This is a genomic window from Microcystis flos-aquae FACHB-1344 (assembly GCF_014698375.1).
Taxonomy (GTDB): domain Bacteria; phylum Cyanobacteriota; class Cyanobacteriia; order Cyanobacteriales; family Microcystaceae; genus Microcystis; species Microcystis aeruginosa.
On record NZ_JACJSW010000090.1, the window covers coordinates 1 to 25,306 of the forward strand.

Consider the following 25,306-nt stretch of genomic DNA (forward strand, 5'->3'; position numbering starts at 1 on the left):
GCTTCTTTAAACTTATTGTATAATCTGAGTAGAAATTTAGAAGCGTTATCGAAAAAAACACAGGAGGATAGGGAGTTTATTATGCGTTTAGCTCCACTTTACCAACAGGATAGAGAACAAGCGGTTCAAGAGGGACTGAAAAGAGGACTACAGCAAGGTGTACAGCAGGGTCTTGAACAGGGTAGAATTCAAGAAGCAAATCTTGTTATTAGACTTCTTCAACGACGTTTCGGGGAAATACCGCAAAATCTAGAAGAAACCATCCGTAATCTTCCTGTGGAGCGCTTAGAAGACTTAGGACTCGCTTTATTAGACTTTGACACTTTGACGGATTTAGATAACTGGTTGCATCCGTGAGCAATGGCGATCATCTCATTCAACCTTGATTATTCTATAGTTAAGGGGTCCACATCGATCGCCATACTTACCTTGGGTAAAACTAAGCTTTTCAAAGGACGCAAAATACCACCGATATCCGCCTTTTCTCCTGATAATTTTAACAGAATTTGCCAGCGATAACGGTTAGCCACGCGCATAATTGTTGCGGGTGCAGGTCCCAAAATATCCCAATCGGAACCCAAATTATTAACACATTCCTCTGCGACATTTTCGGCACTTTTCTGGACTGCTTCCCCATCTAAACCACTAAAGCGAATTAAGACTAAACTGCCGTAGGGAGGATAATTTAAACTCTCTCTGTGCATTAATTCCGTCTCGACAAAACCCTCATAATCGTGGGTTTGCACTGCTCTAATCACGGGATGTTCAGGGGTATAGGTTTGGATAATTACCTTTCCTTCTCTTTCTCCCCTTCCTGCTCTCCCTGCTACTTGGGTGAGGGTTTGAAAAGCGCGTTCGGAGGCGCGATAATCGGAGTGATAAAGTAAACCATCGGCAGCCATAATTCCCACTAGGGTAACTCGCTCGATATCTAATCCTTTGGTGAGCATTTGGGTTCCGACTAAGACATCGAATTCACCATCAGTAAATAGTTTTAATAGTTCCCGGGGAGCATTTTTGTTGCGGGTGGTATCACTATCAAAACGCAAGCAGCGCAAATCAGGAAATTCTTTGCTTAATTCTTGGGTGACTCGCTGAGTGCCAGTACCGAAAAATTTTAGATAGGGAGAACCACATTCAGGACATTGTTTCGGATGAATGCGACCATAGTTGCAGTAGTGACAGCGGAGTAATTCTTGCGCTCCCGGTTCGGTGTGGTGGTAGGAGAGAGAGACATCACAGTGGGGACATTCCAGCACATAACCGCAACTTCTGCAAGATACAAAAGTACTATGTCCCCGACGACTGACGAATAAAATTGCCTGTTCTCCCTTGTCGCGCAGGGTTTCCAGAGATGAACGCAGGGATTGACTAAACAGGGAACGATTGCCTCGTTGCAATTCCCGTCGCATATCGACGATTTCCACCCGGGGTAAGGGGCGATTTTGGATGCGATCGGGCAAAGATAGGTAAAGACTAGGATTAACTTGGGATTCTAGCCATGTTTCTAGGGATGGTGTGGCCGAGCCTAAAATTACGGGACAATGGTTTAATTGAGCGCACCATTTAGCCACGGTACGCGCGTGATAGGTGGGGAGTAATTGGGTTTGTTTAAAGCTGCTATCGTGTTCTTCATCGAGGATAATCATGCCTAGGTGGGGTAAAGGGGCAAAAATCGCCGATCGCGTCCCGATAATGACTTGCGGGGTTCCTGTCAACATCTGTCGCCAGGTATCGTATCTTTCTCCTTCCGAGAGGGCGCTATGATAAACATAGACTCGATCGCCAAAACGGGCCACAAAGCGATCGGTTAGTTGCGGTGTTAATCCAATTTCGGGGACTAAAACCAAGGCAGATTTACCCGCTGCTAAGACAGGTGCGATCGCCTGTAGATAGACTTCTGTTTTACCCGATCCCGTCACTCCGTGTAAGAGGACGCTTTCACCACCTTTCAGGGTTTGAATGGCTTCTAGGGCTTGTTTTTGACTAGAAGTGAGTGTTTTTGGTTGATCCCTGCTCATAATCGCCGAGGATAAGCGCAGAAATTCCCGGTCCTCAATCACCACATAACCCTTGTCAATTAGTGGTTTAAAATGTTTTGTCCCCGCAAGTTGTGCCAATTCTGGCAGCCACATTTCTCCACCCTGGTGGCGTAAAATTTCGACAATTTTGCGCTGATTTTCGGTTAAATCAGCAGGAAAGTCGGTTATTAGCAGGGTAATGGCTTTTTTTTGTTTAATATTGGGACTTTTGGGTGCTTCTAGATAACTTTCCACCCAACCGCGCTTAACTAAGTCTCGAATACCGTAATTAGCATTTTTGACTTTTTCTTGCAGGTATTTCGCCGAATAATCGCCTTCTTTTTGATTCTTGAGCAGGGATAAAATCTGACGGGAGAGGGGAGTACAAAAAACTTCCCCACCGGGGGGAATAGCTTCTGGTTTTAATCTGATGCGACGTTGGGAACTTCGCAGTAAACCCTTAGGTAAAGCGACGCGAACAACGGTGATTAAATCCGTCGCGTAGTATTGGGCGATTTTCGTCAATAACTGCCAATAATTATCGGGGAAAAAGCCCTTAGCAATCACATCTTCCACGGGACGAATTTGATTTTCTTCTAGTCCTGCGGGCAAATTTTCGAGAAATCTAAGAGCAATTCCCCCAATTACCTGAGAACCGAAGGGAACGCTTAAAATATCGCCAATTTCTACCGTTAAATCCGGGGGGACACTATAGGTTAATATTTGCTGATCCTCTTGACTATCTCTAGGATAAGGGCGATCGACCAAAACCTCTAACCACGGTTGCCCAGTTGTGGTTAATTGGTAAGGTGTGCGAGGTTCCGCTACAGTTAGAGTAGCACAGCGATCGAGCATGGTTATCAGTTATCAGTGGGAAGTGGCAAGTGGCAAGTGGCAAGTGGGGAGAATGAGGTATTTAAATTATAGTTTAAAGCTTGAGGGGAATAAAAATAGCTAATTTTCTCTAAAAACAGTTTAAATATTGCTTTTTTGCCCACAAATTTTGATTTTTAACTCTTGCAGTCTCCCCAAAAGAATTTTTGGCCACCCTTAAGCATTGATAAAGTTAATGATAATTATTGACTATTAGCTATTGAATCAAAGCATAGTTAGTCAAAACTTGAGAATAGTTCTCAATAAAAAAAGCGAAGAATAGTCATAAAAAGCTGACTGCTATCTTGATTGTTAAGAAGCGTGATCTTTATCTAGTCAAATACCAAAAACCTTAGTTAGAGTGTATGAGTAGAAACACAAAAAGCTTCTCCTATTCACCAGAAAATCTTATTGTCTGGTTCGGCGATTTGTAACCATCGACACAGAATCGCGCAATTGTATCCCAGAAATGGCCGCCATTAATTAAGAAAACGTTTAAAAAATCTGCTCCCCGAAAATTCAATGTAACAATCAGCCCATTGGGAGAAATTGAGTTTTTCCCTGCTATTATAATCCCACTCCATCCATAACTGCTTATGAAAATCTCTAAACTAGCCTCTGATGATAATTTTAATCAAATCATTGCCCTGGAGACAAATCCTTTAGAACTAGACAGCGTGGATTTTGCTGAAAGAACTGACGAAGATCTGACTGAACCTTTACCGGAAACCCTAAAAACCACTCGTAAGGGTAGTGGAACTGGATACGATAAAGGCAGCAATGAAGATACTGTTGGGGCATTTTTTAAAGAAATGGCGCGTTATCCCCTGCTTAATGCGGAAGAAGAAATTGAATTAGCCTACTCGGTTAAGTTTCTGATGGAAGCGGAAGAAGTGCGCCAAAAACTACAAGAAAATTTACATCGTCCCCCGACGAAAACGGAATGGGCAAGCGCTTTACAATTAGATAATGAACGTCAACTGGAAAACCGTCTTTATCGCGGACGAACAGCTAAACGGAAAATGATTCGTTCTAATTTGCGCTTAGTGGTTTCTATCGCTAAACGCTATTTAAATCGCGGGGTTCCTTTCTTAGATTTAATTCAAGAAGGTGCGATCGGACTCAACCGTGCGGCCGAAAAATTCGATCCCAATAAAGGTTATAAATTCTCTACCTATGCTTATTGGTGGATTCGACAAGCAATCACCCGCACCATTGCTAACGATGCGCGGACAATTCGTTTACCGATTCACATTGTTGAAAAACTCAATAAACTCAAAAAAGCGCAGCGCATTCTCAAGCAAGATTTACAGCGCAATCCCAATGAACGGGAACTTGCGGAAGCGTTGGAAACGACTCCCGAACAATTGCGGCAATTATTACAATTGCGTCGTCAATCTCTCTCTTTAAATCATCGTGTAGGGAAAGGAGAAGATACGGAATTAGTGGATCTGTTGGAAGATGATGATCTACAACTTCCCGAAGATAAAATGAATGAGATGATGATGCGTCAAGAAATTTTCGCAGTTTTAAGTGATGTTCTCACGGAACGGGAAAAAGATGTTATCTCCCTCCGTTATGGTTTAGCTACCAGTCAACCCTATACCCTAGAGGAAGTGGGGGGAATGTTCAATTTATCTCGGGAACGAGTACGTCAAATTCAAACTAAAGCGATGCGAAAATTGCGTCGTCCTCAAGTCGCGCGTCGTCTGAAAGGATGGTTACATTAATAATTTTTTCTAACTCGTTCTCTCCTCTCTCCTTTTTCCTGGAGAGCTTTTTTTGTCGATATTTAGCTTAAAATTAAGGTAAAGTTGATTTTCTCAGTAGATAGTCATAATACCTATGAACCGACATCTCCAACGGAAAGTGAAAACGGGAAAATATCAATCTCCCCAAGAAGTCATCGACTTTGCTTTGCAGTTACTCGATGAATACGAACAAATAACTGATGCGGAATGGAGAGAAGATATTCGGCAAAAAATAGATAAAGCTATCGGGAGCATCAGAAAATCATCCTCTCATAGATGGAGAAACTTTTGTCACTGAAATTATCCATCGTTTTCAAACCATGGGAGATTAATCTAAGATGGGTCGTTATGTCATAAATATACTAGCTAGTCAGGATCTGAATACAATAGCTGATTACTTTGCTAGTAATAATGTGGAAGCTGGTGAGATTTTTTTTTAAGAATTTAATCGCAAGTGTCAGCAATTAGTTTTATTCCCCCAAAGTGGTAAAAGCTATGCTTATATCCCTAAGGATTTAAGAGAATTATCCTTAAAAAACTATATTGTTTTTTATCGTGTCTTAGGAGAAGATATTGAAATTCTTAGAGTTATTAGTGGTCGTCGTAATTTCTCAGCTATTTTTTCTAGTTCTGAATAATTTTAAATTAATTCAATATGTCCAAAAACTCTTGGTTAATTCCCGATGATATTTATTTTCTCAACCATGGTTCCTATGGTGCAACCCCTAGAATAGTCTTGGATTATCAGCAACAATTGCGGGAACGAATGGAAAGGCAACCTTTAGCATTTTTGGGGAGAGAATTAGAGGGTTTATTAGATATTGCTAGGCAAAAATTAGCAGATTTAGTCGGTGTCAATAGCGATGATTTAGTCTTTGTTCCCAATGCAACCACAGCAGTGAATGCGGTATTAAATTCCTTAATTTTTCAGGAAAATGAGGAAATTCTGATCACCGATCAGACCTATAATGCTTGTGCTAATGCAGTTAAACATATAGCTAAAAGATGGGGTTTAAAGGTAATTATCGCTAAAATTCCCTTTCCCGTGCAGTCCCCTTTAGAAATTAGTCAAGCAATTTTAGCATCAGTTTCTCCCCGGACAAAATTAGTAGTTTTAGATCATGTCACCAGTCCCACGGCCCTAATTTGGCCAATCGCAGAAATTGTGCAAGAATTAAATAATCGGGGCATTGATACTCTCATCGATGGCGCTCATGCTTTAGGTTTTTTACCCCTTAATATCGGGGCAATTAATCCCACCTATTATACTGCTAATTGTCATAAGTGGTTATGTAGTCCCAAGGGGGCTGCTTTTCTCTATGTGCGCGGGGATAAACAGGCAATAATTCGACCTTTAACTATTAGCCATGGAGCGAATTCCCCTCGACAAGATCGCTCCCGTTTTCAGTTAGAATTTGCTTGGATGGGAACCGATGATCCCACCGCTTATTTATCAGTGCCAAAAGCGATCGAGTTTTTAAATTCTCTCTCTATTGATGGTTTACTGGGTCTGATGGCGAGGAATCGTAATTTGGTTTTAAAAGCCAGAAATTTGCTTTGTCATGCCTTAGAGGTCAATTATCCCTGTCCAGAATCAATGATCGGATCAATGTCTTCAATTCTGATTCCTAGTTATGCTTGGGCAGCAGAAGATTTATCTAGGCAACTGTGGGAAAAATATCAGATTGAAGTGCCGATAATTCCCTGGGGAGAAGCATCATTAATTGTGAGGATTTCTGCTCACTACTATAATTCGATCGAGCAGTATGAATATTTAGCTGGGGTTTTAAATTACTTGCTATTGCAGCAAAGATAAGCGGGGAGCGGGGGAAAAAATCCATAACTGAGTTTTTAAAGTTGGATTGGGAGTTAATGATGCTATTAAAAACGGATTTGGTATGAAAACTCAAATCCGATCCCTGATAGCTGTCTCGGAGTCTCGGAGTCTGGGAGTCTCAACCAGGAAATTAATTTTGCACAACTACTGATGATAACCGATAATTGGTCTAAAATACTTCCTGGAGCATGGTTTCCTTGAGCATTTCTAAACCCTTTTTCACCCGACGGGAGACGGTAACAACACTAATGCCTAATTGTTCGGCGGTTTCCCGTTGAGTAAGATCCTTAAGGAAGACAAATTCGAGAATATGACGGGTTTTGTCTTCTAATTGAGCCAGTGCCTGTTGTAAACGAATGCGATCCTCTTGACAAAGTTGAAAGCTGCGATAACGGGGATCGGGAACGATGTCTTTTAAACAAGTATTATTATCTTCATCGTTATTAACCGTCGCATCGAGACTAAGAGGTTCACGATTTTGGAAAGCCAGTTTTACCTCTTGCCATTCTTCGAGGGAAATATTTAAAGCGCGGGAGATTTCCGTATCATTGGGTTGACGATTGTAGAGGGACTGGAAATCCCGACGCACATTTGTCGCTTGTCTGCCTAAATCTAACCAACGACGAGGAATACGAACTGTATAACCTTTATCGCGCAGATGGTGTTGAATTTCGCCGCGAATATAGGGAATGGCGAAGGAGCTAAAAGCATGACCTTTGCTGCTATCAAAACGATTGATCGCCCGAATTAGCCCCATACAGCCAACCTGCACTAAATCTTCGTAATTTTCATGGCATTGATTAACCCAATGATGAGCTTCCCTTCTGACTAATCCTAGGTTTAACTCCATAATTTGATCCCGTAACTTATTATCTCCCGTTTTTTGGTATTTTTGAAACAGGGTAAGAGTTTCCAGTTTAAGATTTTCTTTATTTAGGACAGACATAGGGCGCTAACAGACTTAAAAAATATTGACTATAAAAGCTCACTATTGCAATTGGCTTTGACAAATCCCAATACAGTCTAGATTAGAAGCGGCAAGCAATGTCAACAATGTAACTTACTACGATCATTATGATACGACCTTTATCTAAAGACTTGTGTGATTTGACGCGGTCGACCAAGTATTTAAAGACACAGATAAGCTGAAACCCAGGTAATTAGGGTTTGCGGCAAAAAGTTGTTACCAGGAGCAGGGCGTGGGGCGTGGGGTGTTGGATGTAGGGTGTGAATTTTCCCCCGGAAAAAGTCTTAATCCAACAAGGTTTTTAGATTTATTCAGCCAGCCCTATCTAGGGTTGGCTGAAAAAGTAGGGGCGAAGCATTCGGATAGAAAATCTACGGTTTCAGCGATAGGTTATTGTCCGAATGCTTCGCCCCTACAGGACGCGATCGCCGATCAAGATGTAAGGTTTTTGAGCCACTAGCTTGAAAATCTTGCAGCTGCTTCGCCAAAAAGCCCCAAACCCGATACCTCGTCTATATTTCACATTTATTCAGCCAGCCCTATCTAGAAAACTAGAACTCAAACAAAGGTAAACTCCGATCCTTATTTTTCGGCAATTTCGCCAGTAAACCTAAATGTTCGTAGGCGGCTGCCGTCACCACGCGACCCCGGGGAGTACGATTAAGATAACCTATTTGTAATAAATAAGGCTCGTACACCTCCTCGATCGTCTTGGCATCTTCTCCCGTGGCTGCCGCTACCGCTTCCAATCCCACGGGTTTACCTTGAAACTGTTGGATCATCGTCTTTAATACTAATCGATCGGTCCAATCTAAACCCATAGAATCGACATTTAATTGATTTAATCCCTCATCGGCTAACTGGGGGCTAATCATAGTTTCTCCCTTCACCTGCACATAGTCGCGCACTCGTTTTAATAAACGATTGGCAATGCGTGGAGTTCCCCGACTGCGACGGGCAATTTCGATCGCACCCGCTTCAGTAATGGGAATATTAAAAATAGTAGCACTTCTGAGAATAATTGCCGTCAATTCCTCAACTGTATAGAAACGCAGACGTTGAATCAGTCCAAAACGATCGCGTAAAGGGGAAGTTAAAGAGCCAACTTTGGTAGTAGCACCGATTAAAGTAAAGGGAGGTAAAGAAATACTGCGAATTTTCGCCGCTTGACCCTTGCCAATCGTCACATCCAGGCGATAATCCTCCATCGCTGGGTATAATAACTCCTCCGTCACCCGATTCAGTCGATGAATTTCGTCGATAAAAAGAATATCCCGGGGTTGAAGATTGATCAGGATGCCGGTAATATCCCGGGGACGCTCTAAAGCGGGGGCGGCGGTAATGCGGCAATTTACTCCCATCTGGGCCGCTAAAATTAAAGCCATGGTGGTTTTTCCTAACCCCGGCGGTCCGTAGAAGAGTAAATGATCGATCGCTTCTTGTCTAGCTTTGGCCGCGGCGATGGTGACTTTTAGATTAGCCTTTAAGTCCTGTTGACCGATATAATCCTCTAGGGATTGCGGACGAATCTGCGCTGCTGCTTTTTCCGTTTCTTCTATAGTGGGATTGGGAGTGAGCAGATTTTCCTCGGCAGCCGGGGGGGAATTGTGCGATCGTTTGATGGCCATTGTTACAATCAAGAGTCTAGGATATGTTAGCGAAGCGGATTTTGCCTTGTTTGGATGTCAATAAAGGTCGGGTAGTTAAAGGGGTTAATTTTGTCAATCTTCAGGATGCTGGCGACCCCGTGGAGTTAGCCCGCTTGTATAATCAGGCAGGGGCCGATGAGTTGGTTTTTCTTGATATTACTGCTACCCATGAAGATCGCGACACGATTATTGATGTAGTCTATCGTACGGCGGAACAGGTTTTTATTCCTCTGACAGTGGGTGGCGGTATCCAATCCTTAGAAAATATTAAAAATTTGTTAAGAGCCGGGGCCGATAAAGTCAGCATTAACTCGGCTGCCGTGCGCGAGCCGAAATTGCTCGATCGAGCCAGCGATCGCTTTGGTCAACAGTGTATTGTGGTGGCGATCGATGCTAGACGACGTAAGGATGGGCATAACCCCGGTTGGGAGGTTTATGTTCGGGGTGGACGCGAAAATACGGGTATTGATGCTTTATTATGGGCGCAAGAAGTGGAAAAACGCGGAGCGGGTGAGTTGTTAGTTACCAGTATGGATGCTGACGGCACGCAAGCGGGTTACGATCTGGCCTTGACAAAAGCGATCGCTGAAAGGGTGGAGATTCCTGTGATTGCTTCGGGAGGAGCGGGTAATTGTCAGCATATCTACGAAGCATTGACGGAAGGGCGGGCGGAAGCGGCTTTATTGGCTTCTTTGCTCCATTATGGTCAATTAACCATCGCTGAGGTCAAAAATTATCTGCAAAATCAACAAGTACCCGTGCGTTAGCCCGAAAATGAGGGCAAGATTTGCAGAACTTAATCTAGTGATTGAGTCGGTTTTCCTGGCAAAGGATTTCTTCAGGCTGCAACCCAAGAAGAGCAAGGTTTAGACCTATTACTGAAAGCTAACGGCCGACGGCTGACAGCCCCGATCGAGAAACTGGCAAAAAATCCCTGTTTTTAACTTCAGTCCGATTATCCCTGGGGAAAATTATGTATTAGAATAGATGAAAGTTAACAAAATTTAAAATATGTTAGTTCCGATTCTCATCTTTGACCTCGGTCTTGTGGCTTGGTCATTGCATCTGATGCAGCAAGCGTTCGACAAGCAAGAGTTTTCCTTGATGCTGGCGGGAACCTTAGTGGCAGCAGCGGCAGCAGCTATGTTAGTAGTTTATTTCCTCATGGGTCACTGTTTAACCTATTTAACCCAAATTTCGGCTCCTGTCTAAATGGGGGCGATTGTTTCACCATTGTCTTATCAGCGATCGCCTTGGCAGTGACAAATTTTTTTCTCGTCACCCCTTGACAAAATAATTCTATTTAAGCTATATTCAAAAATGGTCTTCGCGGGGTTATAGCTCAGTTGGTAGAGCACCTCAATGGCATTGAGGGGGTCAGCGGTTCGAATCCGCTTAGCTCCATAAGGTTAGGATAAGAGTTTCAGGGTTGCTTAGACCAGAAAAGTAACGAGGAGATGCTAGATTGAAAGAGGATTTCTGGTTAGAAAAGTCTCTTTTTACCTCGATACTCTCTCAGGACAAAATTAGTTATATGATAGAGCTTTTTAAGCAACTACCTCGTTGGTTGCGGCTAAGTCTAGTTTTTCCGCTCTTATTTCTCAATGGTTGGTTATTATTCCAATTATTTAGCTATCTAGAACCCTTAGTCAGTATTTTTGTCACTGCTAGTTTACTAGCTTTTGTCTTAGATGTTCCCATCAAACTGCTGCAAAGACGCGGGGTTAATCGCAGTGGTTCGATCGCTATTGTCTTTTTAATTGCCCTATTAATTTTGATTGTTTTAGGTTTAATTTTAATTCCCCAGATTGTCGAACAATTAAGCAGTTTAATCAATAGTTTGCCCCAGTGGATCGAGTCGGGAACCGAACAGATACAAAATTTAGAAAAGTGGGATAAAACTCAGAAATATGCGATTTATATCGAGCAATCAATCACCCAGTTATCGGAACGACTAACCAATGTTTTACAAACTCTTAGCACTCAATTACTGAGCTTTGTGCTAGGAACTATCAACAGTATCTTAAACATTCTATTTGTTCTGGTTCTAACCGTCTTTCTTGTTCTCTATGGCGAACAAATTTGGGAGGGAATTTTTAGCTGGATTCCTGCTCCCTGGAATCTCAAATTAAGAACGATTATTCGTCAAACTTTTGAAACCTATTTTGCCGGTCAAACCATTTTAGCGGGAATTCTCAGCCTTGCTCAAATTTTTGTTTTTGTGATTCTCAAGGTTGATTATGCCCTATTATTCGGTGTGGCGATCGGTCTAACTACATTAATTCCTTTTGCCAGTGCCTTCACCATTATTGGCATTAGTACCCTACTGATGTTTCAAGACTTTTGGTTAGGATTAAAAGTTTTGACCCTGACCATTATTGTCGGTCAAATTAATGATAATGTCATCGCCCCTCGGTTAATGGGAGGTATGATCGGACTTAATCCCGTCTGGATTATTCTATCTCTTTTTATCGGTGGCAAAGTGGCAGGAATTCTCGGTTTATTGATAGCAGTTCCCATCGCTAGTGTGCTGAAAAGTACTATCGATATCATCCGCTCGCAGCAGCGGGAAAAAGAACCAGTAGTTTTCCTAGAAGAAACGGTGAAAAATTCCTCAGAGGAGGGCAAATAATAATAAATCCTGTTTTTTCAGTGAACAGTAAACAGTAAACAGTAATGAGTGAATTGAAAACTCACATCTGCTAACTGATAACTGATAACTGATAACTGATAACTGTTATGAGCGGCTAATTTCTTCGAGAATAGCCATCGCTTCTGTCACCCTATCCCTAGGGATAAATAAATGATCGTGATAATAACCAGAAATGACATTGACGCTAATTGCTGCTGCGGCCAGTTTCTCGCTAATTACCGCTAAAAATCCCACCGCCGCTAAACTAGAATGCACAGAAAGAGTAATTTGTCTATAAATATATTTGTACTGTAAATTCTTGCGATCGGCTTGCTGACGGGGAATAATCACCGTTATGCCTTCCTCTTCCTGAAATTGGCAGATAGGGGTTAATTGTAGCTGTTCTAGTCCTGTTGCTGTTAGGGAAGAAAAAACGAATTCTTCGGTATTTAGGACTGGTTTCAGGGATTGGAGCAGAATATCGAGATTAGTTTCGCCTTCCTTTGGTTTTTCTGGCGATTTTTTCGCCGCATCCAGACAATGATTGGCAGCAGCGTCAGCCAAACTATTTTTAGCTCGTTCAATCCAGCGCCAGCTAATGCGATCGAATCGGGCAACTAATTGACAAGCACGCTGATAAAAGGGACGTAAACTATCGCTTTTTACCTTCCAGTCTCCCTTAACTTGATTGATGACTAATTGACTGTCTCCGCGAATTTCTAGGCTTTTTAAGCCTAATTCTTGGGCTTTTTCCAATCCAATAATCAATCCCGTGTATTCGGCCTCGTTATTAGTGGCTCTCTCCATATATCTAGTCGTGGTCAAGGAATTACCCTCGGCTAAAACTATTACCGCTGCACCGGCTGCTCTCCCCGGATTGCCGCGAGAACCACCATCAAAATAGAGAATTGCTGAATTATCGGTTTTTTGAGCTTTTTTATCCATAATTTTCGTCAATAAATCTTGTTATCTCCATTTTTATCTCTTTGACAATTCTAGGCGGTAGCGATTCTGGGATCGGCAAAGCGGACAAGGCAACAATAGCAAGATTTTAGCCGATCGCCGCTACCGGGTAACTTTTTTTCTTCAGGTTATTGATAATTATTTGCAGTTGTCGGTTATACTGAGAACATCAGCCTAGAGTTATATTGCTAATAGTTCTCAATTAAAAGCCCCATGAGTATAGACAAATTGCCATCGGAAGGTGAGAAAATCTTCCCTCTTAGTGCTTGGGAGCGCTGGCAGCTCTACCACCGGCTGCAGGCCCTGGACATTGAAGATAAATGCTCGCTCCATAAGCTTTTGCAGGTTCGCATCGATAGCCCCGCTCAACTTTTACAGCTGTGGATTGTCCTGCGACAGGTAGAGGCTTCCCGAGGCTGTTTAATCGATTGGCTGGAAACCTGTTGGCAGGCATAATCCTTGAGAAAAATTAGCAATCTGAGAGTAAAAAGTGAGAAAGTATGTCAAAATCTACAACTACCATGGTTCCCTTTCAAGTGGTCGGTCAATTCCTCGGTTTTGTCCTCAAGGACGGATATAAGGTAAAATACCTGAGAATCAGTGTTGATAAACGAGAATATTGGTTTAAGCCCGAAAAAACACTGCGAGACCACATACCTCTCAATATTGCTCTCCAATCATGGCTAAAAGTGACGGGAGAAAGTAGTCTTTGTTCAAAGAAGGGAAAATTAAAACTGAGGGTACTAGGGATCGAGCATTTATCTGGCGAAAAAAACCCAGAAGTCGCCCCGGCAAAAGCGAAAAAAGCCACCGTCTTAATCTGTCAGAAGTCCGATTGTTGGAAAAATGGCGGTGCGAGAGTCTGCCAAAGGTTAGAGAGTGATTTAGAGGAAAAAGGACTGGGAGAAGCGGTGAATATTAAATTAACTGGCTGTTTAAAACAGTGCAAAAAAGGGCCGAATCTGGTGGTTATGCCCGATAAAAAGCATTATAATCAGGTAGCTCCCCAAGATGTCCCCTCCCTAATCGAGCGGCATTTTGCCACTTCTGAGCAAGAGAATACTGTATCAGTTTAACCGGAAATTTAATCGGTGATCGCTATTGACAAATGCTCTTTTTTGTGCAAAAAAGAGACTGGGTAGGCTGCCCGCGCATCTAAATTGGTCTATGGGCATAGGGAAACGCCGGAACTGCGGAACGGTAATGCCTCTTAGCTTGTCTAAAATTGTCCTACAGCCGTTCTCCGATAGATGGGGTACGTTTTTGCGACTGAAATCTTTACTTCGGCAAGGTTCAATTTATACTTTACCTTGACGAGAAAGGCCATACATTAGGGGATAGAAAAGTCAATTCTTGCCACCGATAATTTATGACTGGTACCACTGCAACCTTGTTAATTTCTTGTCCCGACCAGATTGGTCTGGTGGCGAAAATCGCTAATTTTATCTATGCTAATGGCGGCAATATTATCCACGCTGACCAACACACGGATTTTTCGGCGGGATTGTTTCTGATGCGGATAGAATGGCAATTAGAAGGGTTTAATTTACCCCGTGGGATGATCGAACCAGCTTTCGCCGCTATTGCCAAACCTTTGCAGGCTAGTTGGTCCTTACATTTTTCCGATACTGTCCCGCGTCTAGCTATTTGGGTGACAAAACAGGATCATTGTCTCCTCGATTTATTATGGCGACAACACGGGGGAGAAATTAGGGCAGAAATTCCTTTAATTATTAGCAATCATCCAGAATTACACTCAGTTGCCAATCAATTCGGTATTGAGTTTCATCATATTCCCATTACCGCCGAAACCAAGATTGAACAGGAAGCCAGACAATTAGAGTTACTGCGGGAATACCGGATAGATTTAGTGATTTTAGCTAAATATATGCAGGTTCTCACTCCAGATTTTATTAACTTTTTCCCCAATATTATCAATATTCATCATTCTTTTTTACCGGCTTTTGCCGGAGCTAATCCCTATCAACGGGCCTACGATCGAGGGGTAAAAATTATTGGAGCCACCGCCCATTATATCACTGCCGATCTCGATCAGGGGCCAATTATCGAGCAGGATGTGGTCAGAGTTAGCCATCGCGATACCGTAGGAGATTTAATTCGTCAAGGTAAGGATTTAGAAAGGGGGGTGTTAGCGCGAGCGGTACGTTTACACTTGCAAAATCGCATTTTGGTTTACGCTAATCGCACGGTAGTGTTCGCTTAAAATGGGATAAGATGTACTGGACAAAAAAGACATCATTGCGGGTTAAAAATTAGGAAGTATCGGCGCAATTGACTAAAATAGCAATAGACCAGAGCAGAAGGAAAAAATTATCTATGGCAACTACATCCGAAGACGTATGGCGACTCTTAGCCGAATTAACTACCGCTCAAAAAGAAACTGACCGACAACTCAAGGAAACTGACAAACAACTCAAGGAAGTTAGTCAACAACAGAAGGAGACTGAACTACTATTGAAGGAAGTTAGTCAACAACAGAAGGAAAACGCCCAACAACAGAAGGAAACTGACAAACAACTCAAAGAACTGGGCAAACAAATTGGGGGACTCGGTGCCAAATTCGGCAGCTTTACCGAAGGACTTGCCCTTCCCTCAATGGAAACGATTCTCAGACAACGCTTTGGTATGGAAGTTGTTAGTCCCAGTGTGCGCGCCAGTAAAGAAGGACAACACCTAGAAATTGATGTTCTTGCCTATAGCAATGGTGAGCTAAATACTGCTTATATCGTTGAGGTTAAAAGTCATGTTAGACAGGAAGATATTACACAATTAAAAAGTATTTTGCAACGGTTTCGCCGCTTTTTTCCTGAACACAAAGATAAAAAACTCTATGGCATATTAGCGGCGGTGGATTTATCCCCAGAATTACGCGAAAAAATTCTGCAAGAAGGGCTTTATGTGGCTCAGATTCATGACCAAGTATTTGAATTAGATATTCCCGATAATTTTCCACCTCAAACCTATTAAATAACCCTGCCCTAGGAAAAACTTTTTCAGTAAGCTTTATTGTAATTGTCCGCGCAGAGCATAACGATCTTTTTCTAAACCAAAAGCGAAGAGAAAAGAATGGCGTATGGTGGGGTTAGAGAGAGTAAAAAAGAGAAAGAGAGCGATAACAGCTAATCCTGACGATAAACTAAACATAGTTTTGTAGGAAATTGCTAAAACCCCCAGAATTGGACCGGCTAAGGCTGTTCCCACATCAAAACCGCCGATACAGATAGAATAGGCCCGGCCGCGTTCTTGGGGCCCAGAGCGATCGGAGATTAAAGCCAGTAACATAGGGAATAAAATCCCCCCTCCCGTACCTTCGAGGATAGCGGCTAAAATTAAATCGGAAGGAGATCGGGCAGAAGATAGAATCAACATGGATAAACCATAGCAAAAAACGCTAATAGTGATGAATAAACCCCGTCCATAGCGATCGCTGGCTCCTCCCGACAAAATCCGTCCGATTACCCCCGATACTGCCGCACAGCTGTAGAATAGACCAGCACTGACAGGAATCTGATTTTCGAGGAGAAACAGGGGTAAAAAAGCGACTAAACCGCCGAATAAAGTACCGACCAATAGAAAAACTAAGGTAGGGACTAAAAAAGCTCGCTCTTGACATAATGCCCAAAAACTGCGCTCGATTGTCTGATTTTCTGCCTTCATTTGGGCTAATTTTTTCTTGAAGTCCGGTTCTTGAATGGAGAAACCCAAGAGAAAGGCGATCGCTCCTGAAGCGGCGGAAACTAGAAATAAACCGTTATAACCGATCGATTCGTAGAGATAACTGCCTAAAGCTGGACCGATTCCCATGCCTAGGGGTGCAGTTAAGCTCATATAACCAATTATCTCTCCCCGTTGACGAACGGGGGAAAAATCCACCACTAGGGTACTGTAACCAGTGGTAAAAGCAGCGATACTGAGGCCATGGTAGGCGCGGACGGCGAATAAAGAGGAAAGATCGCGAAAAAATAGATAACCGAGGGGTGCGGTAGCGGCGACAATAGTTCCAAATAAAACCACTAATTTGCGACTGCGGCGATCAACTAGATTGCCTAACCAACTGCGCGACAAAATTAAACCGATGGCAAAAGACCCCATGACAAAACCGATATCTTGTTTGCTACCGCCTAGGGAGTCAATATAGGTGGGGAGAGTGGGGACGAGAGTGGTGATACTTATCCAGAAAAACAGCGCCGTGACGAAGAGGATGAGTAATTGACGACGAGTTTCGGCAGTAAGCGATCGAAAAGTTTTGAAAGCGTTCACAACAGCGACCGTCACAGGCAACAAAAAGACCCGGAGATCACGCCAGTCACAAGCATCCCGTATTGCTGCTACCTTCCGGTCCTGACAAGGTTAAGGCGTTGCGATCGCATGAGTCCGAGTCTTTTTTATCATAACATCTTTTTCGGGGATACCGGTATTTTTTTCCGGAGAATTTCCTCTCAATCTAGACTGTGAACGGAAATTTCCTCAACGAGGCGGTTTTTGCAATTGTTGTTGTAGAGAAGTTTCCGGTTCGATCGCCAATCCGCTAAACTGTCGGATTAAGAGTGAAGGACTCTCCCTAGAATCGGCAGCGAGGAAAAATAACCAACGGCTGCCGGGGGTGAGTTGTTCGATGGAATTGAAGTTACTTGTCAACCAAATTACAGGTAAATTAGGCAGATTGGCATTTTTTTGACTAGCTTTTGCCTCTATACCGGCTAAAGTTTCTAAAATGATCCTCTCCCCGTGAATTAAACCCGTTTCACCCGTCCAGAGTTTCACATTTAATTGCCGACGATGGGCATAAAAATAGAGGGAAGCAGCGGCAATAATCGCCCGTTCAAAACTGTCTTCTTGCCAATCACAGAGGGTATCCAGACAGATAATCACTTCCTGTCCTCCCGTTAACACTTCTAATTCCCGAATTTGAAATTCTCCCAGACGGGCGCTAGTTTTCCAGTGAATTAAACGGGTAGAATCACCCCGGCGATATTGTCTCAGGTTACGAGTAAGTCCTTGACTAGCCCTTTGATAATAGCGATTATTTTCTAATTTTTGTTCCATCTCTTGACCAAGGGAATCGATCAGGGGACATTGTTGTAAGGGTAAAATTTGGGGATAAACTAAAGCTTTAGCCGCTGCTTGCTGACAACGACGACACCAAAATAAACCGAGAGGGGCTGCTGTTCTTAATTGTACTTCTTGCCAGTGATAAATACCCCGTTTACTGGTGGGTAAATAATAAGTCCAACGATGGCAACTTTTGGAGGCAATCACTTCTATTGGGGTTATTTTTGGCTGATCGAGAACTATAGGCAGGATATCTGTCACTTCTAACAGATTTATCGGCTGATTGCTAGTATTTTCTATCTCTAGGCTAATACTAAGATCGTCTCCCGCACTTACGGGTACAATGGCAAGACGACGCACTTTCAGGGGAAGAAGGGAACGACGGGGTAAAATTATCGATAAAATTAAAACAGCGATCGTCGTGCCACAGATAGCATACAACCATCCCGCCATGGTATTGGTCGCAGCTCCGAAAAAACACAGGGTAATGCCAATGATTACCCCACCACCGTAAGCGGGTAAAATACCGCGATCTTCTAACCAAGTTTTCATAGGGTTTAGTGGTTTTGTCGTCTTTGCTAGAAGGCTAAAAATCAGGCCCACACTTCTATAATTCCCCCAAAAGTCATGAGAAACTATCAAGGATATCGGACTGATCAGCTAAGGAAGTTCTCTTCCTTGCCACTCTTGCCATTTTTCTTAACAAAACTTAACAATTGATGGCAAAATTTTGCTTGCTTTTGTCGGCAGATTTTGGGATAATATTTTTAAAAGAGTTTATTCATAATGGGAATCTAAGCAGTCTGCGATAAACACAAACATCCCATTATAAGACAATCATAACCCAAGCCGCCGGCAAAGTCAAGCACTCACTCCTAATTATTTGTCGCCTAAAACTTCTAATTCCGTGGTCGGTGGGGGGGGGGGTTGGGGATATTAATTAAAATAACAAAGGTTGAAACCCGTGTTTGCGGGAAGCTGCGCCGATTTGTTCCATTTTAGGGACGGTAATTTGATTGCGTCCCCAGGAAAAATTAGTTTGCCAACCCTCCAACTCTAATAAAATCGCCTCGGCAAAACAGGCAAACATTTGACGAGAGGGAATATCCATATTGACGATTTTCATAATTTTCCAGTCAATATCGAGGGAATGCTCGACAATGCCGCCCTTAATCACCGAAATATCGGGGGCATTTAACACCGTGCCTAAATTTTTCGGATAACCACCATCAATAATAATGCAGGGGCGCTTGAGTTTATCTGGATCAATTTCCACCCCTTTAGGCAGACTAGCCACCCAAACAATGATATCAGCCAGGGGTAAAGCCTCCTCTAGGGGGAGAATTTTACCGCGTCCTAACTCCTCTTGCAGAGATTGTAAACGCTCTTGATTGCGTGCCACACATATTAGTTCTTTTGTATCGGTTTTTTCATTTAACCAACGACAAACGGCGCTGCCGATATCTCCAGTTGCCCCGCAAACCACGACGGTAGATTGAGCTAAATCGATGCCCATTTTTTCAGCGAGGGTTTCTACTTGAGTGCAGATGACGTAAGCGGTGTGGGTGTTACCGGTGGTGAAACGGCCAAAATCTAGCTCGATATTCCGCACCTGTCGATTATCTTTGAGATTAAATTCCTCGAAAATAATTGAAGAAAAACCACCGAGTGCGGTGATGTTGATATCACTTTTTTGAGCGAGTGCCATGGCATTTAGCACCTTACGAATAGCAGACTTTACCCAACGATTCGACAACATCTCCGGTAAAAAACAGGATTCGATATATTTTCCTCTGATGGTTTGCCCCGTGATGCTGGTGACATGAAAATCATCGACAATTTGCGGGGGGGCAGCGCACCAAAAATCTAATCCCTGGTTAGCATATTCAGGATAACCTAGATCGTCGGCGACCGATTGGGCGTGTTCTAAACTGGTAAGATGACCTATAAGACCAAACATTGATTGTTCTTTCGTTAAACTAGATGGCACTAGATAAAAATTAGGATATTGCTAAGAAATCGTTAAGACTCTTAAATATAATACACAAAAGAGCCGCTCTGTGTTGAGCGGCAGCAGGGGAAAAAAAGAAATCTCGATGCTCAAGCTTTAGACAGCAGTTAATCCGTAGGCAGACATCCGCATGATATCACGGGTGCTGAAACCGATATTGCTTAAAGCTTCCCCGTAGCTAATCATAAAGTCTTCCACGAGGGCCTCTTTTTCCATCCCGAGGACGCGAGCATCATCCTCGACTTGATTGAGCATTCTCCAGACAATGGGCAGATTAGCGCGATTTGCCGCTTCTAATTCCTCTTTAGCGGTTTCAAAGTTCGCTTTTAGCCATTCTTCGCCAAAATTGAGATGTAAATATTCGTCTTTAACTACGCCTTCAGTAATTTTACGGGCAAAAGGATCAGCAACAGGAATATAAATATTATAGGCAGCGATCGCGAAAGCTTCGATAATCAAAGATTGGATTAATAAACAGGTGACAACTTTACCTTCTGCGTAGGCAATTTGGAAGTTATCGTGCAGAGAGGCAAAGAATTCTCTGGCATAATCCATATCAGGAGTGATTTTCAAATTTTGGCCGCAAGCTTGAAAACCTTTCATGTGACGGTTTTCCATTTTTGCCAGACGGTGTAACTCTTCTTTGTTATCGGCGAGGATGTCTGCTAATTGAATATAATTGCTATTGGCCTCGTATTCGCCTTCAATAACGATGGCATTAATGCGACTATAGGCTGATTTATAGGTTTCGCTGGTGAAATCAAGCTCTAATGGTACAGCAAGCTCTGGCATAAACTCGATTGACTCCTATTTCTGACGAGATTTTTCCGACGTTCTTTCCAGTCTAGGGTAAGCCTTCTAGATGGAGTGATCTTTTTACGAGTCTAGCTTGATCGGTCTTTTTTGTATAGCTTGCCCTGAGGCTGACTTGCCAAGTTAGCTATAGGGGTTATCTTTTGCCACTGAAAACAAGTCTAGAGGCAATCCCTTCTCAAGAGACGAGATTGCTGGCTGTTTAATCAAACCGTGGCTAAAGATTTCCGGCGCTCGGCCTGTTGTAGGATCGCTTTGGCTGCCTGTTTACCCGATAAAGTGGCTCCTTCCATGCTATCAATGTAATCCTGTTGGGTATAACTGCCAGCCAGGAAAAAGTTAGCAATAGGAGTCGCTTGCGAGGGACGATAGACATCCATCCCCGGTGCTTCCCGATAGAGACTCTGGGCTAATTTCACCACACTAAACCAAGTCATATTTAACTCCCGCGAGGAGGGAAATAACTTGTGGACTTGCGCTAAAACCTGCCAGGCGATATCTTCATTTTTAGCTTTAATAAAAGGATCCCCGGGGGTTAAAACCAACTGTAATAAAGAACCTTCTCCGGGGCGATAATAATCCCTAGGACTGGTGAGAGCAAGATCTGCAAAACAGGAAAAATCCGCTTGGTGGGTGTACAAAAGATTATCAATTCCCACCGCTTTTTGCAGTTGTCGGCGTTTTTCGGCATCATTTAACTCCGTCACCCAACCGTCAAAACGCAATTGTACCGTGGCGACGGGAACAGCTTCTAGTCGGAAAATATTGTCAAAAATCGTCATTTTCCGCCAATCTTGGGGAATAAGACGCTGAATACCGGGGACATCACCAGCGCAAACATAGGCATCTGCGGTGATAGTTTCCGTGGTTTCTCCGTTAGCGACGATCAGGCCATTAACTTGCAGATTTTCGCCCTCTCCAGAATAGAGAATTTCCCGCACTTGACGACGGGTAGAGATTTGGGCTCCCCGGGCTTCCAGATAGTTAATAATCGGTTTATGCAGGTATTCGTGGGGGGAACCTTCCAACATCCGCAGGACGGAAGCTTCGGTTTTAGCGGCAAAAAATTGGAAAATCGTCAGCATACAACGGGCCGAGATATTTTCCGTATCGATAAATCCTAAGGCATAGGCGATCGGATTCCACATTTTTTTTAAACTGCCTTCATTACCGCCATGGCTACGAAACCAATCGGCAAAGCTAATCGAGTCCAGATCCCGAATCGTTTTCATTGCTCCTTGGAAGTCTATCAGACCGCGGACGATGGGACTGGTACCTAAGGCCAGAGAATTAAAGATTTTATCGGCTGCTGAGAGTTGGGAGGAGGTAAAAAAGGCTTTTAAACCGTTAAAAGGCGCACCTGCGACGAAACGGAAGTCTAATTCGCCGATTTTTCCCCCTTCGTTGATAAAAGTGTGGGTGTGTTCTTTGAGTAGTAGGGATTGAAAAGCGCCCACTTTTTTCATTAACTCAAAAAGATTATAGTAACAACCAAAAAAGACGTGCAAGCCCATCTCGATGTGATTACCGTCCGCATCTACCCAACTACCGACTTTTCCCCCGACAAAGGGACGAGATTCTAATATTTCTACTGTACAGCCCGCATCGACCAGATCGATAGCTGTTGCCATTCCCGCTAATCCCGCACCAACGATCACCACTCGCATTTGTCAAGTTCCTGTTACAATTTTTCACTAAATCTTTATTTTACCCGATCGGTCTGGTGTTTCTCGCTGGCGATTTTTTCAGGGTCACTTGAGAGCGTGGCAGAATAATTGACAGTTGCACTAGGGAGAAGTCATTTTGAAGCGATCGCTAGATAGGAGACAGGAATTAATTATTGTCACTATTATTTGGATATTGGGGATATTAGTCGATAGATTCTGGTTTAGTCTCGATCATACTATTCCTGCTTGGGATCAGGCCGATTATCTCAACGGTGGGATTATCTATACCCAAGCTTTCCAAAATCCGCGCTGGTTTGACGGGGATTGGTGGCGCAGTTTATGGCTAATGTCCCCGAAAATTCCCCCTTTAACCTATCTTTTAACGATTCCCTTCTTTAATCTCTTTGGTATTAGTCTTGACGCGGGTATGTGGGTAATGGCTATCTATAGCGCCCTACTGCTCTTTTCTGTGTACGGATTGGGAATTATCCTCTTTAATGGGACTGTGGCTTTATGGGCGGTCTTAATCTGTCAATTTCTTCCCGGTTTATACTATTATCGCCTCGAATATCTCTTAGATTTTCCCTTAGCGGCAATTGTAACGTTTTCCTACTTATGCTTGACATGGTGGCGATTTAGTGGTCAAGGCTGGCTAAAAGCGATCGCTTTCGGGATTTCTTTCGGTTTAGGGATGTTAGTCAAACAAACCGCCCTATTTTTCCTCTTTTTACCGATTTTGTGGGTATTGGGCGAAAATCTCCGGCGAAAACGTTGGGGCAATCTAGCGCAATTAATGCTCAGTTTTTTGACGGCAGCACTGTTAATGTTTCCCTGGTATCGGACGAATTGGTTATTAATGTTAACCGCGGGCAAACGTGCCACGGTAGATTCGGCGATTTTGGAGGGAGATCCCCCTCTTACCAGTCCAGATGCCTGGACATTTTACGCCCAAGTTTTACCCTATTTTCTTTCTTGGGTATTGTTATTAGTTCCCCTGGTGGGATTATTAATCTCCTTACGTCATAGAAAAACCGAAGATAAGGTTAATCGTCCTGTGTGGATTTGGTTAGGAGTTTTTCTGCTGGGGGGATACCTATTATCATCCCTCAATATCAATAAAGATGCTCGTTATATTTTGCCGCTTTTACCGACTTTATCCTTAATTTTATCCGTTGGTTTATTATCTTGGCGCGGTCGTTTTGCCCCCGCTATCCGTTGGGGAACATTAACTATTGCCGCTATCCTCACCAGCTTAAATTTATTCCCCTTGGGGGGAGATATAATTACTAATGTTTTTAGTCCCGAATTGCAACACCATCCCTATTTAAAAACCGGCTGGCAACAGGAAGAAGTAGTTAAAGAGATTCTAGTCGATTCTCCCTATCTTCGCAGCACCCTAGGGGTTTTACCTTCCACCCCCGAATTAAATCAACATACCTTCTCTTTCTACGGTGGTAAACATAATTCCCAGGTTGCCGGCAGACAGGTGGGAGTTCGGGAAGAAGATATCGAAAAGGATGTCAATTCTTTAGATTGGTTTTTAACTAAAACTGGTGAACAGGGTTCCGTCCCCGATGTCCAGAAAAAAATTGTTAATCGAGTCGCCACTGGGCCAGATTTCCAAGTGGAGAAAACTTGGCAGCTACCGGATGATAGTACCCTTTCCCTACACCGTAAAATAGCCCCCTCCGTCACGGTTAAACCCCTTGAAACTGCACCAAAACAGGTGGAATTAAGAGAGATTGCCCTTGCCGAAAAAGCCTCTCCTAATCAACCAATTTCTGTGGTTTATAAATGGGCAGGAGACTGGCAACAATTAAAGTCAGGGATAGTAATTTTAACCTGGCAAGAAGTGGACGGTAAGGATTATTGGATGCACGATCATGGTATTGCTATGGGGAGATTAATGGCAGAAAAATTAACTCCAGAAGAGCAACAAAAGGGTTTTGAAGTCACTGAAAAAACCGCCATGCAGTCGGCAGCAACCCCCGGAGTTTATCGCTTATCTGCTGTCTATCTCAATCGGGAAACTGGCGAAACCTATCCGATTAAAACTAATGCTCAAATTACTATCGATCCTCAAGTTCCCAAGTTAGCAACGCCCCAATTAGATTTAGTCACCCAATTGCGCTTAAAGTCTGCTAATATTGGTCAAGGATTAACGGGTATTGAGCCAATTTTTCAGTTAACTAATCGTATCAATCAATACGATTCGATTCAGGATTATGTGCTGCAAGCAGACAAAGCTTTTTCCTATCGTTTACAGCAACAAAACCCCCCCGATAAATTATCTTTAGCCTACGGATTAGCAATTTCTAAGGTACTACAACAGGATGTAGCAGGGGCAATAAAAGCCACGGAGGAAATGATTAAAATTGACCCCTATAATCCCTATCATTATGCTTATCAAGGTTTTATTTATCTCTACGATTGGCAACCGCAAGCAGCCCAAAAAGTCTTAGATAAAGCTAGACAATTAAATCCCGATAGTGAGGAAATTAAGACTTTAAATGCAGTGGCTGCCTTGATGGGGGGAAATCTCGTTAAAGCTTGGCAATTATGGCAATCAAATTAAAATAGAGTGGGAAGTGGGAAGTGGGGAAGTGGGGTGTGGGGAAGTGGGAAGAATAAATAAAAATAATCTCCTGACTACTGACTACTGACTACTGACTACTGACTACTGACTCGGAGACTCCTGACTCGGAGACTCCTGACTCCTGACTTCTAACCCAATGTTGGACAAAGATAAGTAAAAATTATTGATTTACTGCAAAAACTTGAGAATATTTAAATTAACATTCCGCAATATTTATAAATTCTTAAAAATTAATTGAGAAAGATTTTTATTTAACAACGATGTTATGATAGTTACAGCGATTTTACTGAATTTCATAATGGGTTATTCTGTGCTTTTTTGGGCAGCAATGGTTGAAACCCTTGCCACACCTAGAAGGTGATCCTAATTAAGACGGGTAAATCAGTCAATTTCACCCACAACGATGATCTTTTTTTTGTGTAGTTTTATTGCAAAAAAAAAGTTTTTTTGACA

The 25,306-nt window shown here is 42.9% G+C and carries 21 protein-coding genes, 1 tRNA gene, 1 other RNA gene and 1 pseudogene; 14 read left to right on the forward strand and 10 right to left on the reverse strand.

Features of this window, described 5'->3' with window-relative positions; genetic code table 11:
- On the forward strand, positions 1 to 357 hold a 357-nt coding region (locus H6G48_RS06730), incomplete at its 5' end, for a DUF4351 domain-containing protein (protein WP_242034559.1).
- Positions 358 to 386: 29 nt separating this feature from the next.
- Here the strand turns inward: H6G48_RS06730 and priA are convergent.
- Entirely contained in the window at positions 387 to 2,876 is a 2,490-nt protein-coding gene (priA, locus tag H6G48_RS06735; protein WP_190720350.1) for a primosomal protein N', read from the reverse strand.
- Between the two features lie 614 nt (positions 2,877 to 3,490).
- Here priA and H6G48_RS06740 point away from each other — a divergent pair.
- The 4 genes and pseudogenes from H6G48_RS06740 (at position 3,491) to H6G48_RS06755 (ending at position 6,461) form a co-directional block, all read left to right on the forward strand.
- Positions 3,491 to 4,624, forward strand: a complete 1,134-nt coding sequence (locus H6G48_RS06740) for an RNA polymerase sigma factor, RpoD/SigA family (protein WP_190720354.1) — start codon at positions 3,491 to 3,493, stop codon at positions 4,622 to 4,624.
- 115 nt (positions 4,625 to 4,739) lie between these two features.
- Entirely contained in the window at positions 4,740 to 4,943 is a 204-nt protein-coding gene (locus tag H6G48_RS06745; protein ID WP_190720357.1) for a ribbon-helix-helix domain-containing protein, read from the forward strand.
- A 160-nt stretch (positions 4,944 to 5,103) separates the two neighbouring features.
- Positions 5,104 to 5,283, forward strand: a pseudogene (locus H6G48_RS26160) (type II toxin-antitoxin system RelE/ParE family toxin); the annotation flags it as partial.
- Between the two features lie 17 nt (positions 5,284 to 5,300).
- Positions 5,301 to 6,461, forward strand: a complete 1,161-nt coding sequence (locus H6G48_RS06755) for an aminotransferase class V-fold PLP-dependent enzyme (RefSeq protein WP_190720360.1) — start codon at positions 5,301 to 5,303, stop codon at positions 6,459 to 6,461.
- Positions 6,462 to 6,651: 190 nt separating this feature from the next.
- Here the strand turns inward: H6G48_RS06755 and H6G48_RS06760 are convergent, their stop codons facing one another.
- A complete protein-coding gene (locus tag H6G48_RS06760; RefSeq protein ID WP_190720363.1) occupies positions 6,652 to 7,428 on the reverse strand; it encodes an RNA polymerase sigma factor SigF in 777 nt (258 codons plus the stop codon).
- Between the two features lie 572 nt (positions 7,429 to 8,000).
- Positions 8,001 to 9,077, reverse strand: coding sequence for a Holliday junction branch migration DNA helicase RuvB (gene ruvB / locus H6G48_RS06765; protein ID WP_190720365.1), 1,077 nt, complete (start codon positions 9,075 to 9,077; stop codon positions 8,001 to 8,003).
- A 23-nt stretch (positions 9,078 to 9,100) separates the two neighbouring features.
- On the opposite strand from ruvB, the gene hisF reads away from it, so the two are divergent.
- The 4 genes from hisF to H6G48_RS06785 all read left to right on the forward strand — a co-directional run bounded on the left by hisF (position 9,101) and on the right by H6G48_RS06785 (position 11,730).
- Positions 9,101 to 9,865: an imidazole glycerol phosphate synthase subunit HisF gene (hisF, locus tag H6G48_RS06770; protein WP_190720367.1), complete on the forward strand. Its 765-nt coding sequence runs from the start codon at positions 9,101 to 9,103 to the stop codon at positions 9,863 to 9,865.
- A 244-nt stretch (positions 9,866 to 10,109) separates the two neighbouring features.
- On the forward strand, positions 10,110 to 10,310 hold the full coding sequence (locus H6G48_RS06775; RefSeq protein ID WP_190720369.1) for a hypothetical protein: 201 nt from the start codon (positions 10,110 to 10,112) through the stop codon (positions 10,308 to 10,310).
- A gap of 119 nt (positions 10,311 to 10,429) precedes the next feature.
- Positions 10,430 to 10,502, forward strand: a tRNA-Ala gene (locus H6G48_RS06780).
- Between the two features lie 130 nt (positions 10,503 to 10,632).
- A complete protein-coding gene (locus tag H6G48_RS06785) occupies positions 10,633 to 11,730 on the forward strand; it encodes an AI-2E family transporter (protein ID WP_190720428.1) in 1,098 nt (365 codons plus the stop codon).
- Positions 11,731 to 11,835: 105 nt separating this feature from the next.
- Here H6G48_RS06785 and H6G48_RS06790 read toward each other — a convergent pair whose 3' ends face one another.
- Positions 11,836 to 12,675, reverse strand: a complete 840-nt coding sequence (locus H6G48_RS06790) for a reverse transcriptase-like protein (protein ID WP_190720371.1) — start codon at positions 12,673 to 12,675, stop codon at positions 11,836 to 11,838.
- 231 nt (positions 12,676 to 12,906) lie between these two features.
- On the opposite strand from H6G48_RS06790, the gene H6G48_RS27135 reads away from it, so the two are divergent.
- The 4 genes from H6G48_RS27135 to H6G48_RS06810 all read left to right on the forward strand — a co-directional run bounded on the left by H6G48_RS27135 (position 12,907) and on the right by H6G48_RS06810 (position 15,681).
- A complete protein-coding gene (locus tag H6G48_RS27135; protein ID WP_190720373.1) occupies positions 12,907 to 13,149 on the forward strand; it encodes an Asr1405/Asl0597 family protein in 243 nt (80 codons plus the stop codon).
- A gap of 44 nt (positions 13,150 to 13,193) precedes the next feature.
- Positions 13,194 to 13,769, forward strand: a complete 576-nt coding sequence (locus H6G48_RS06800; protein ID WP_190720375.1) for a (2Fe-2S) ferredoxin domain-containing protein — start codon at positions 13,194 to 13,196, stop codon at positions 13,767 to 13,769.
- Positions 13,770 to 14,062: 293 nt separating this feature from the next.
- Positions 14,063 to 14,917, forward strand: a complete 855-nt coding sequence (gene purU, locus H6G48_RS06805; protein ID WP_190720378.1) for a formyltetrahydrofolate deformylase — start codon at positions 14,063 to 14,065, stop codon at positions 14,915 to 14,917.
- A gap of 113 nt (positions 14,918 to 15,030) precedes the next feature.
- Positions 15,031 to 15,681: a DUF3782 domain-containing protein gene (locus tag H6G48_RS06810; RefSeq protein WP_190720382.1), complete on the forward strand. Its 651-nt coding sequence runs from the start codon at positions 15,031 to 15,033 to the stop codon at positions 15,679 to 15,681.
- A 36-nt stretch (positions 15,682 to 15,717) separates the two neighbouring features.
- On the opposite strand, the gene H6G48_RS06815 is transcribed toward H6G48_RS06810, so the two are convergent.
- From H6G48_RS06815 to zds, 6 genes are all read right to left on the reverse strand, one after another.
- Positions 15,718 to 16,989, reverse strand: a complete 1,272-nt coding sequence (locus H6G48_RS06815) for an MFS transporter (RefSeq protein ID WP_190720385.1) — start codon at positions 16,987 to 16,989, stop codon at positions 15,718 to 15,720.
- A 9-nt stretch (positions 16,990 to 16,998) separates the two neighbouring features.
- Positions 16,999 to 17,095, reverse strand: an RNA gene (gene ffs, locus H6G48_RS06820) — signal recognition particle sRNA small type.
- Positions 17,096 to 17,181: 86 nt separating this feature from the next.
- The gene (locus H6G48_RS06825) at positions 17,182 to 18,318 is read right to left on the reverse strand and encodes a DUF58 domain-containing protein (protein WP_190720388.1); all 1,137 of its coding nucleotides are present in this window, start codon (positions 18,316 to 18,318) and stop codon (positions 17,182 to 17,184) included.
- A gap of 388 nt (positions 18,319 to 18,706) precedes the next feature.
- A complete protein-coding gene (locus tag H6G48_RS06830; RefSeq protein WP_012267666.1) occupies positions 18,707 to 19,726 on the reverse strand; it encodes a long-chain acyl-[acyl-carrier-protein] reductase in 1,020 nt (339 codons plus the stop codon).
- A 147-nt stretch (positions 19,727 to 19,873) separates the two neighbouring features.
- Positions 19,874 to 20,569: an aldehyde oxygenase (deformylating) gene (locus tag H6G48_RS06835; RefSeq protein WP_190720391.1), complete on the reverse strand. Its 696-nt coding sequence runs from the start codon at positions 20,567 to 20,569 to the stop codon at positions 19,874 to 19,876.
- Between the two features lie 227 nt (positions 20,570 to 20,796).
- Positions 20,797 to 22,257, reverse strand: a complete 1,461-nt coding sequence (zds, locus tag H6G48_RS06840) for a 9,9'-di-cis-zeta-carotene desaturase (RefSeq protein WP_190720393.1) — start codon at positions 22,255 to 22,257, stop codon at positions 20,797 to 20,799.
- A gap of 136 nt (positions 22,258 to 22,393) precedes the next feature.
- Here zds and H6G48_RS06845 point away from each other — a divergent pair, with 136 nt between their 5' ends.
- Positions 22,394 to 24,832: a glycosyltransferase family 39 protein gene (locus tag H6G48_RS06845; RefSeq protein ID WP_190720396.1), complete on the forward strand. Its 2,439-nt coding sequence runs from the start codon at positions 22,394 to 22,396 to the stop codon at positions 24,830 to 24,832.
- Positions 24,833 to 25,306: the final 474 nt, after the last annotated feature.

Coding starts and splice junctions, on each gene's coding strand:
- H6G48_RS06835 (WP_190720391.1), bottom strand. CDS start 20,569: ATGCCAGAGCTTGCTGTACCATTAGAGCTTGATTTCACCAGCGAAACC.
- H6G48_RS06775 (WP_190720369.1), top strand. CDS start 10,110: ATGTTAGTTCCGATTCTCATCTTTGACCTCGGTCTTGTGGCTTGGTCA.
- zds (WP_190720393.1), bottom strand. CDS start 22,257: ATGCGAGTGGTGATCGTTGGTGCGGGATTAGCGGGAATGGCAACAGCT.
- H6G48_RS06810 (WP_190720382.1), top strand. CDS start 15,031: ATGGCAACTACATCCGAAGACGTATGGCGACTCTTAGCCGAATTAACT.
- H6G48_RS06740 (WP_190720354.1), top strand. CDS start 3,491: ATGAAAATCTCTAAACTAGCCTCTGATGATAATTTTAATCAAATCATT.
- ruvB (WP_190720365.1), bottom strand. CDS start 9,077: ATGGCCATCAAACGATCGCACAATTCCCCCCCGGCTGCCGAGGAAAAT.
- H6G48_RS06830 (WP_012267666.1), bottom strand. CDS start 19,726: ATGTTTGGTCTTATAGGTCATCTTACCAGTTTAGAACACGCCCAATCG.
- priA (WP_190720350.1), bottom strand. CDS start 2,876: ATGCTCGATCGCTGTGCTACTCTAACTGTAGCGGAACCTCGCACACCT.
- H6G48_RS27135 (WP_190720373.1), top strand. CDS start 12,907: ATGAGTATAGACAAATTGCCATCGGAAGGTGAGAAAATCTTCCCTCTT.
- hisF (WP_190720367.1), top strand. CDS start 9,101: ATGTTAGCGAAGCGGATTTTGCCTTGTTTGGATGTCAATAAAGGTCGG.
- H6G48_RS06825 (WP_190720388.1), bottom strand. CDS start 18,318: ATGAAAACTTGGTTAGAAGATCGCGGTATTTTACCCGCTTACGGTGGT.
- H6G48_RS06760 (WP_190720363.1), bottom strand. CDS start 7,428: ATGTCTGTCCTAAATAAAGAAAATCTTAAACTGGAAACTCTTACCCTG.
- H6G48_RS06745 (WP_190720357.1), top strand. CDS start 4,740: ATGAACCGACATCTCCAACGGAAAGTGAAAACGGGAAAATATCAATCT.
- H6G48_RS06790 (WP_190720371.1), bottom strand. CDS start 12,675: ATGGATAAAAAAGCTCAAAAAACCGATAATTCAGCAATTCTCTATTTT.
- H6G48_RS06755 (WP_190720360.1), top strand. CDS start 5,301: ATGTCCAAAAACTCTTGGTTAATTCCCGATGATATTTATTTTCTCAAC.
- purU (WP_190720378.1), top strand. CDS start 14,063: ATGACTGGTACCACTGCAACCTTGTTAATTTCTTGTCCCGACCAGATT.
- H6G48_RS06800 (WP_190720375.1), top strand. CDS start 13,194: ATGTCAAAATCTACAACTACCATGGTTCCCTTTCAAGTGGTCGGTCAA.
- H6G48_RS06785 (WP_190720428.1), top strand. CDS start 10,633: ATGATAGAGCTTTTTAAGCAACTACCTCGTTGGTTGCGGCTAAGTCTA.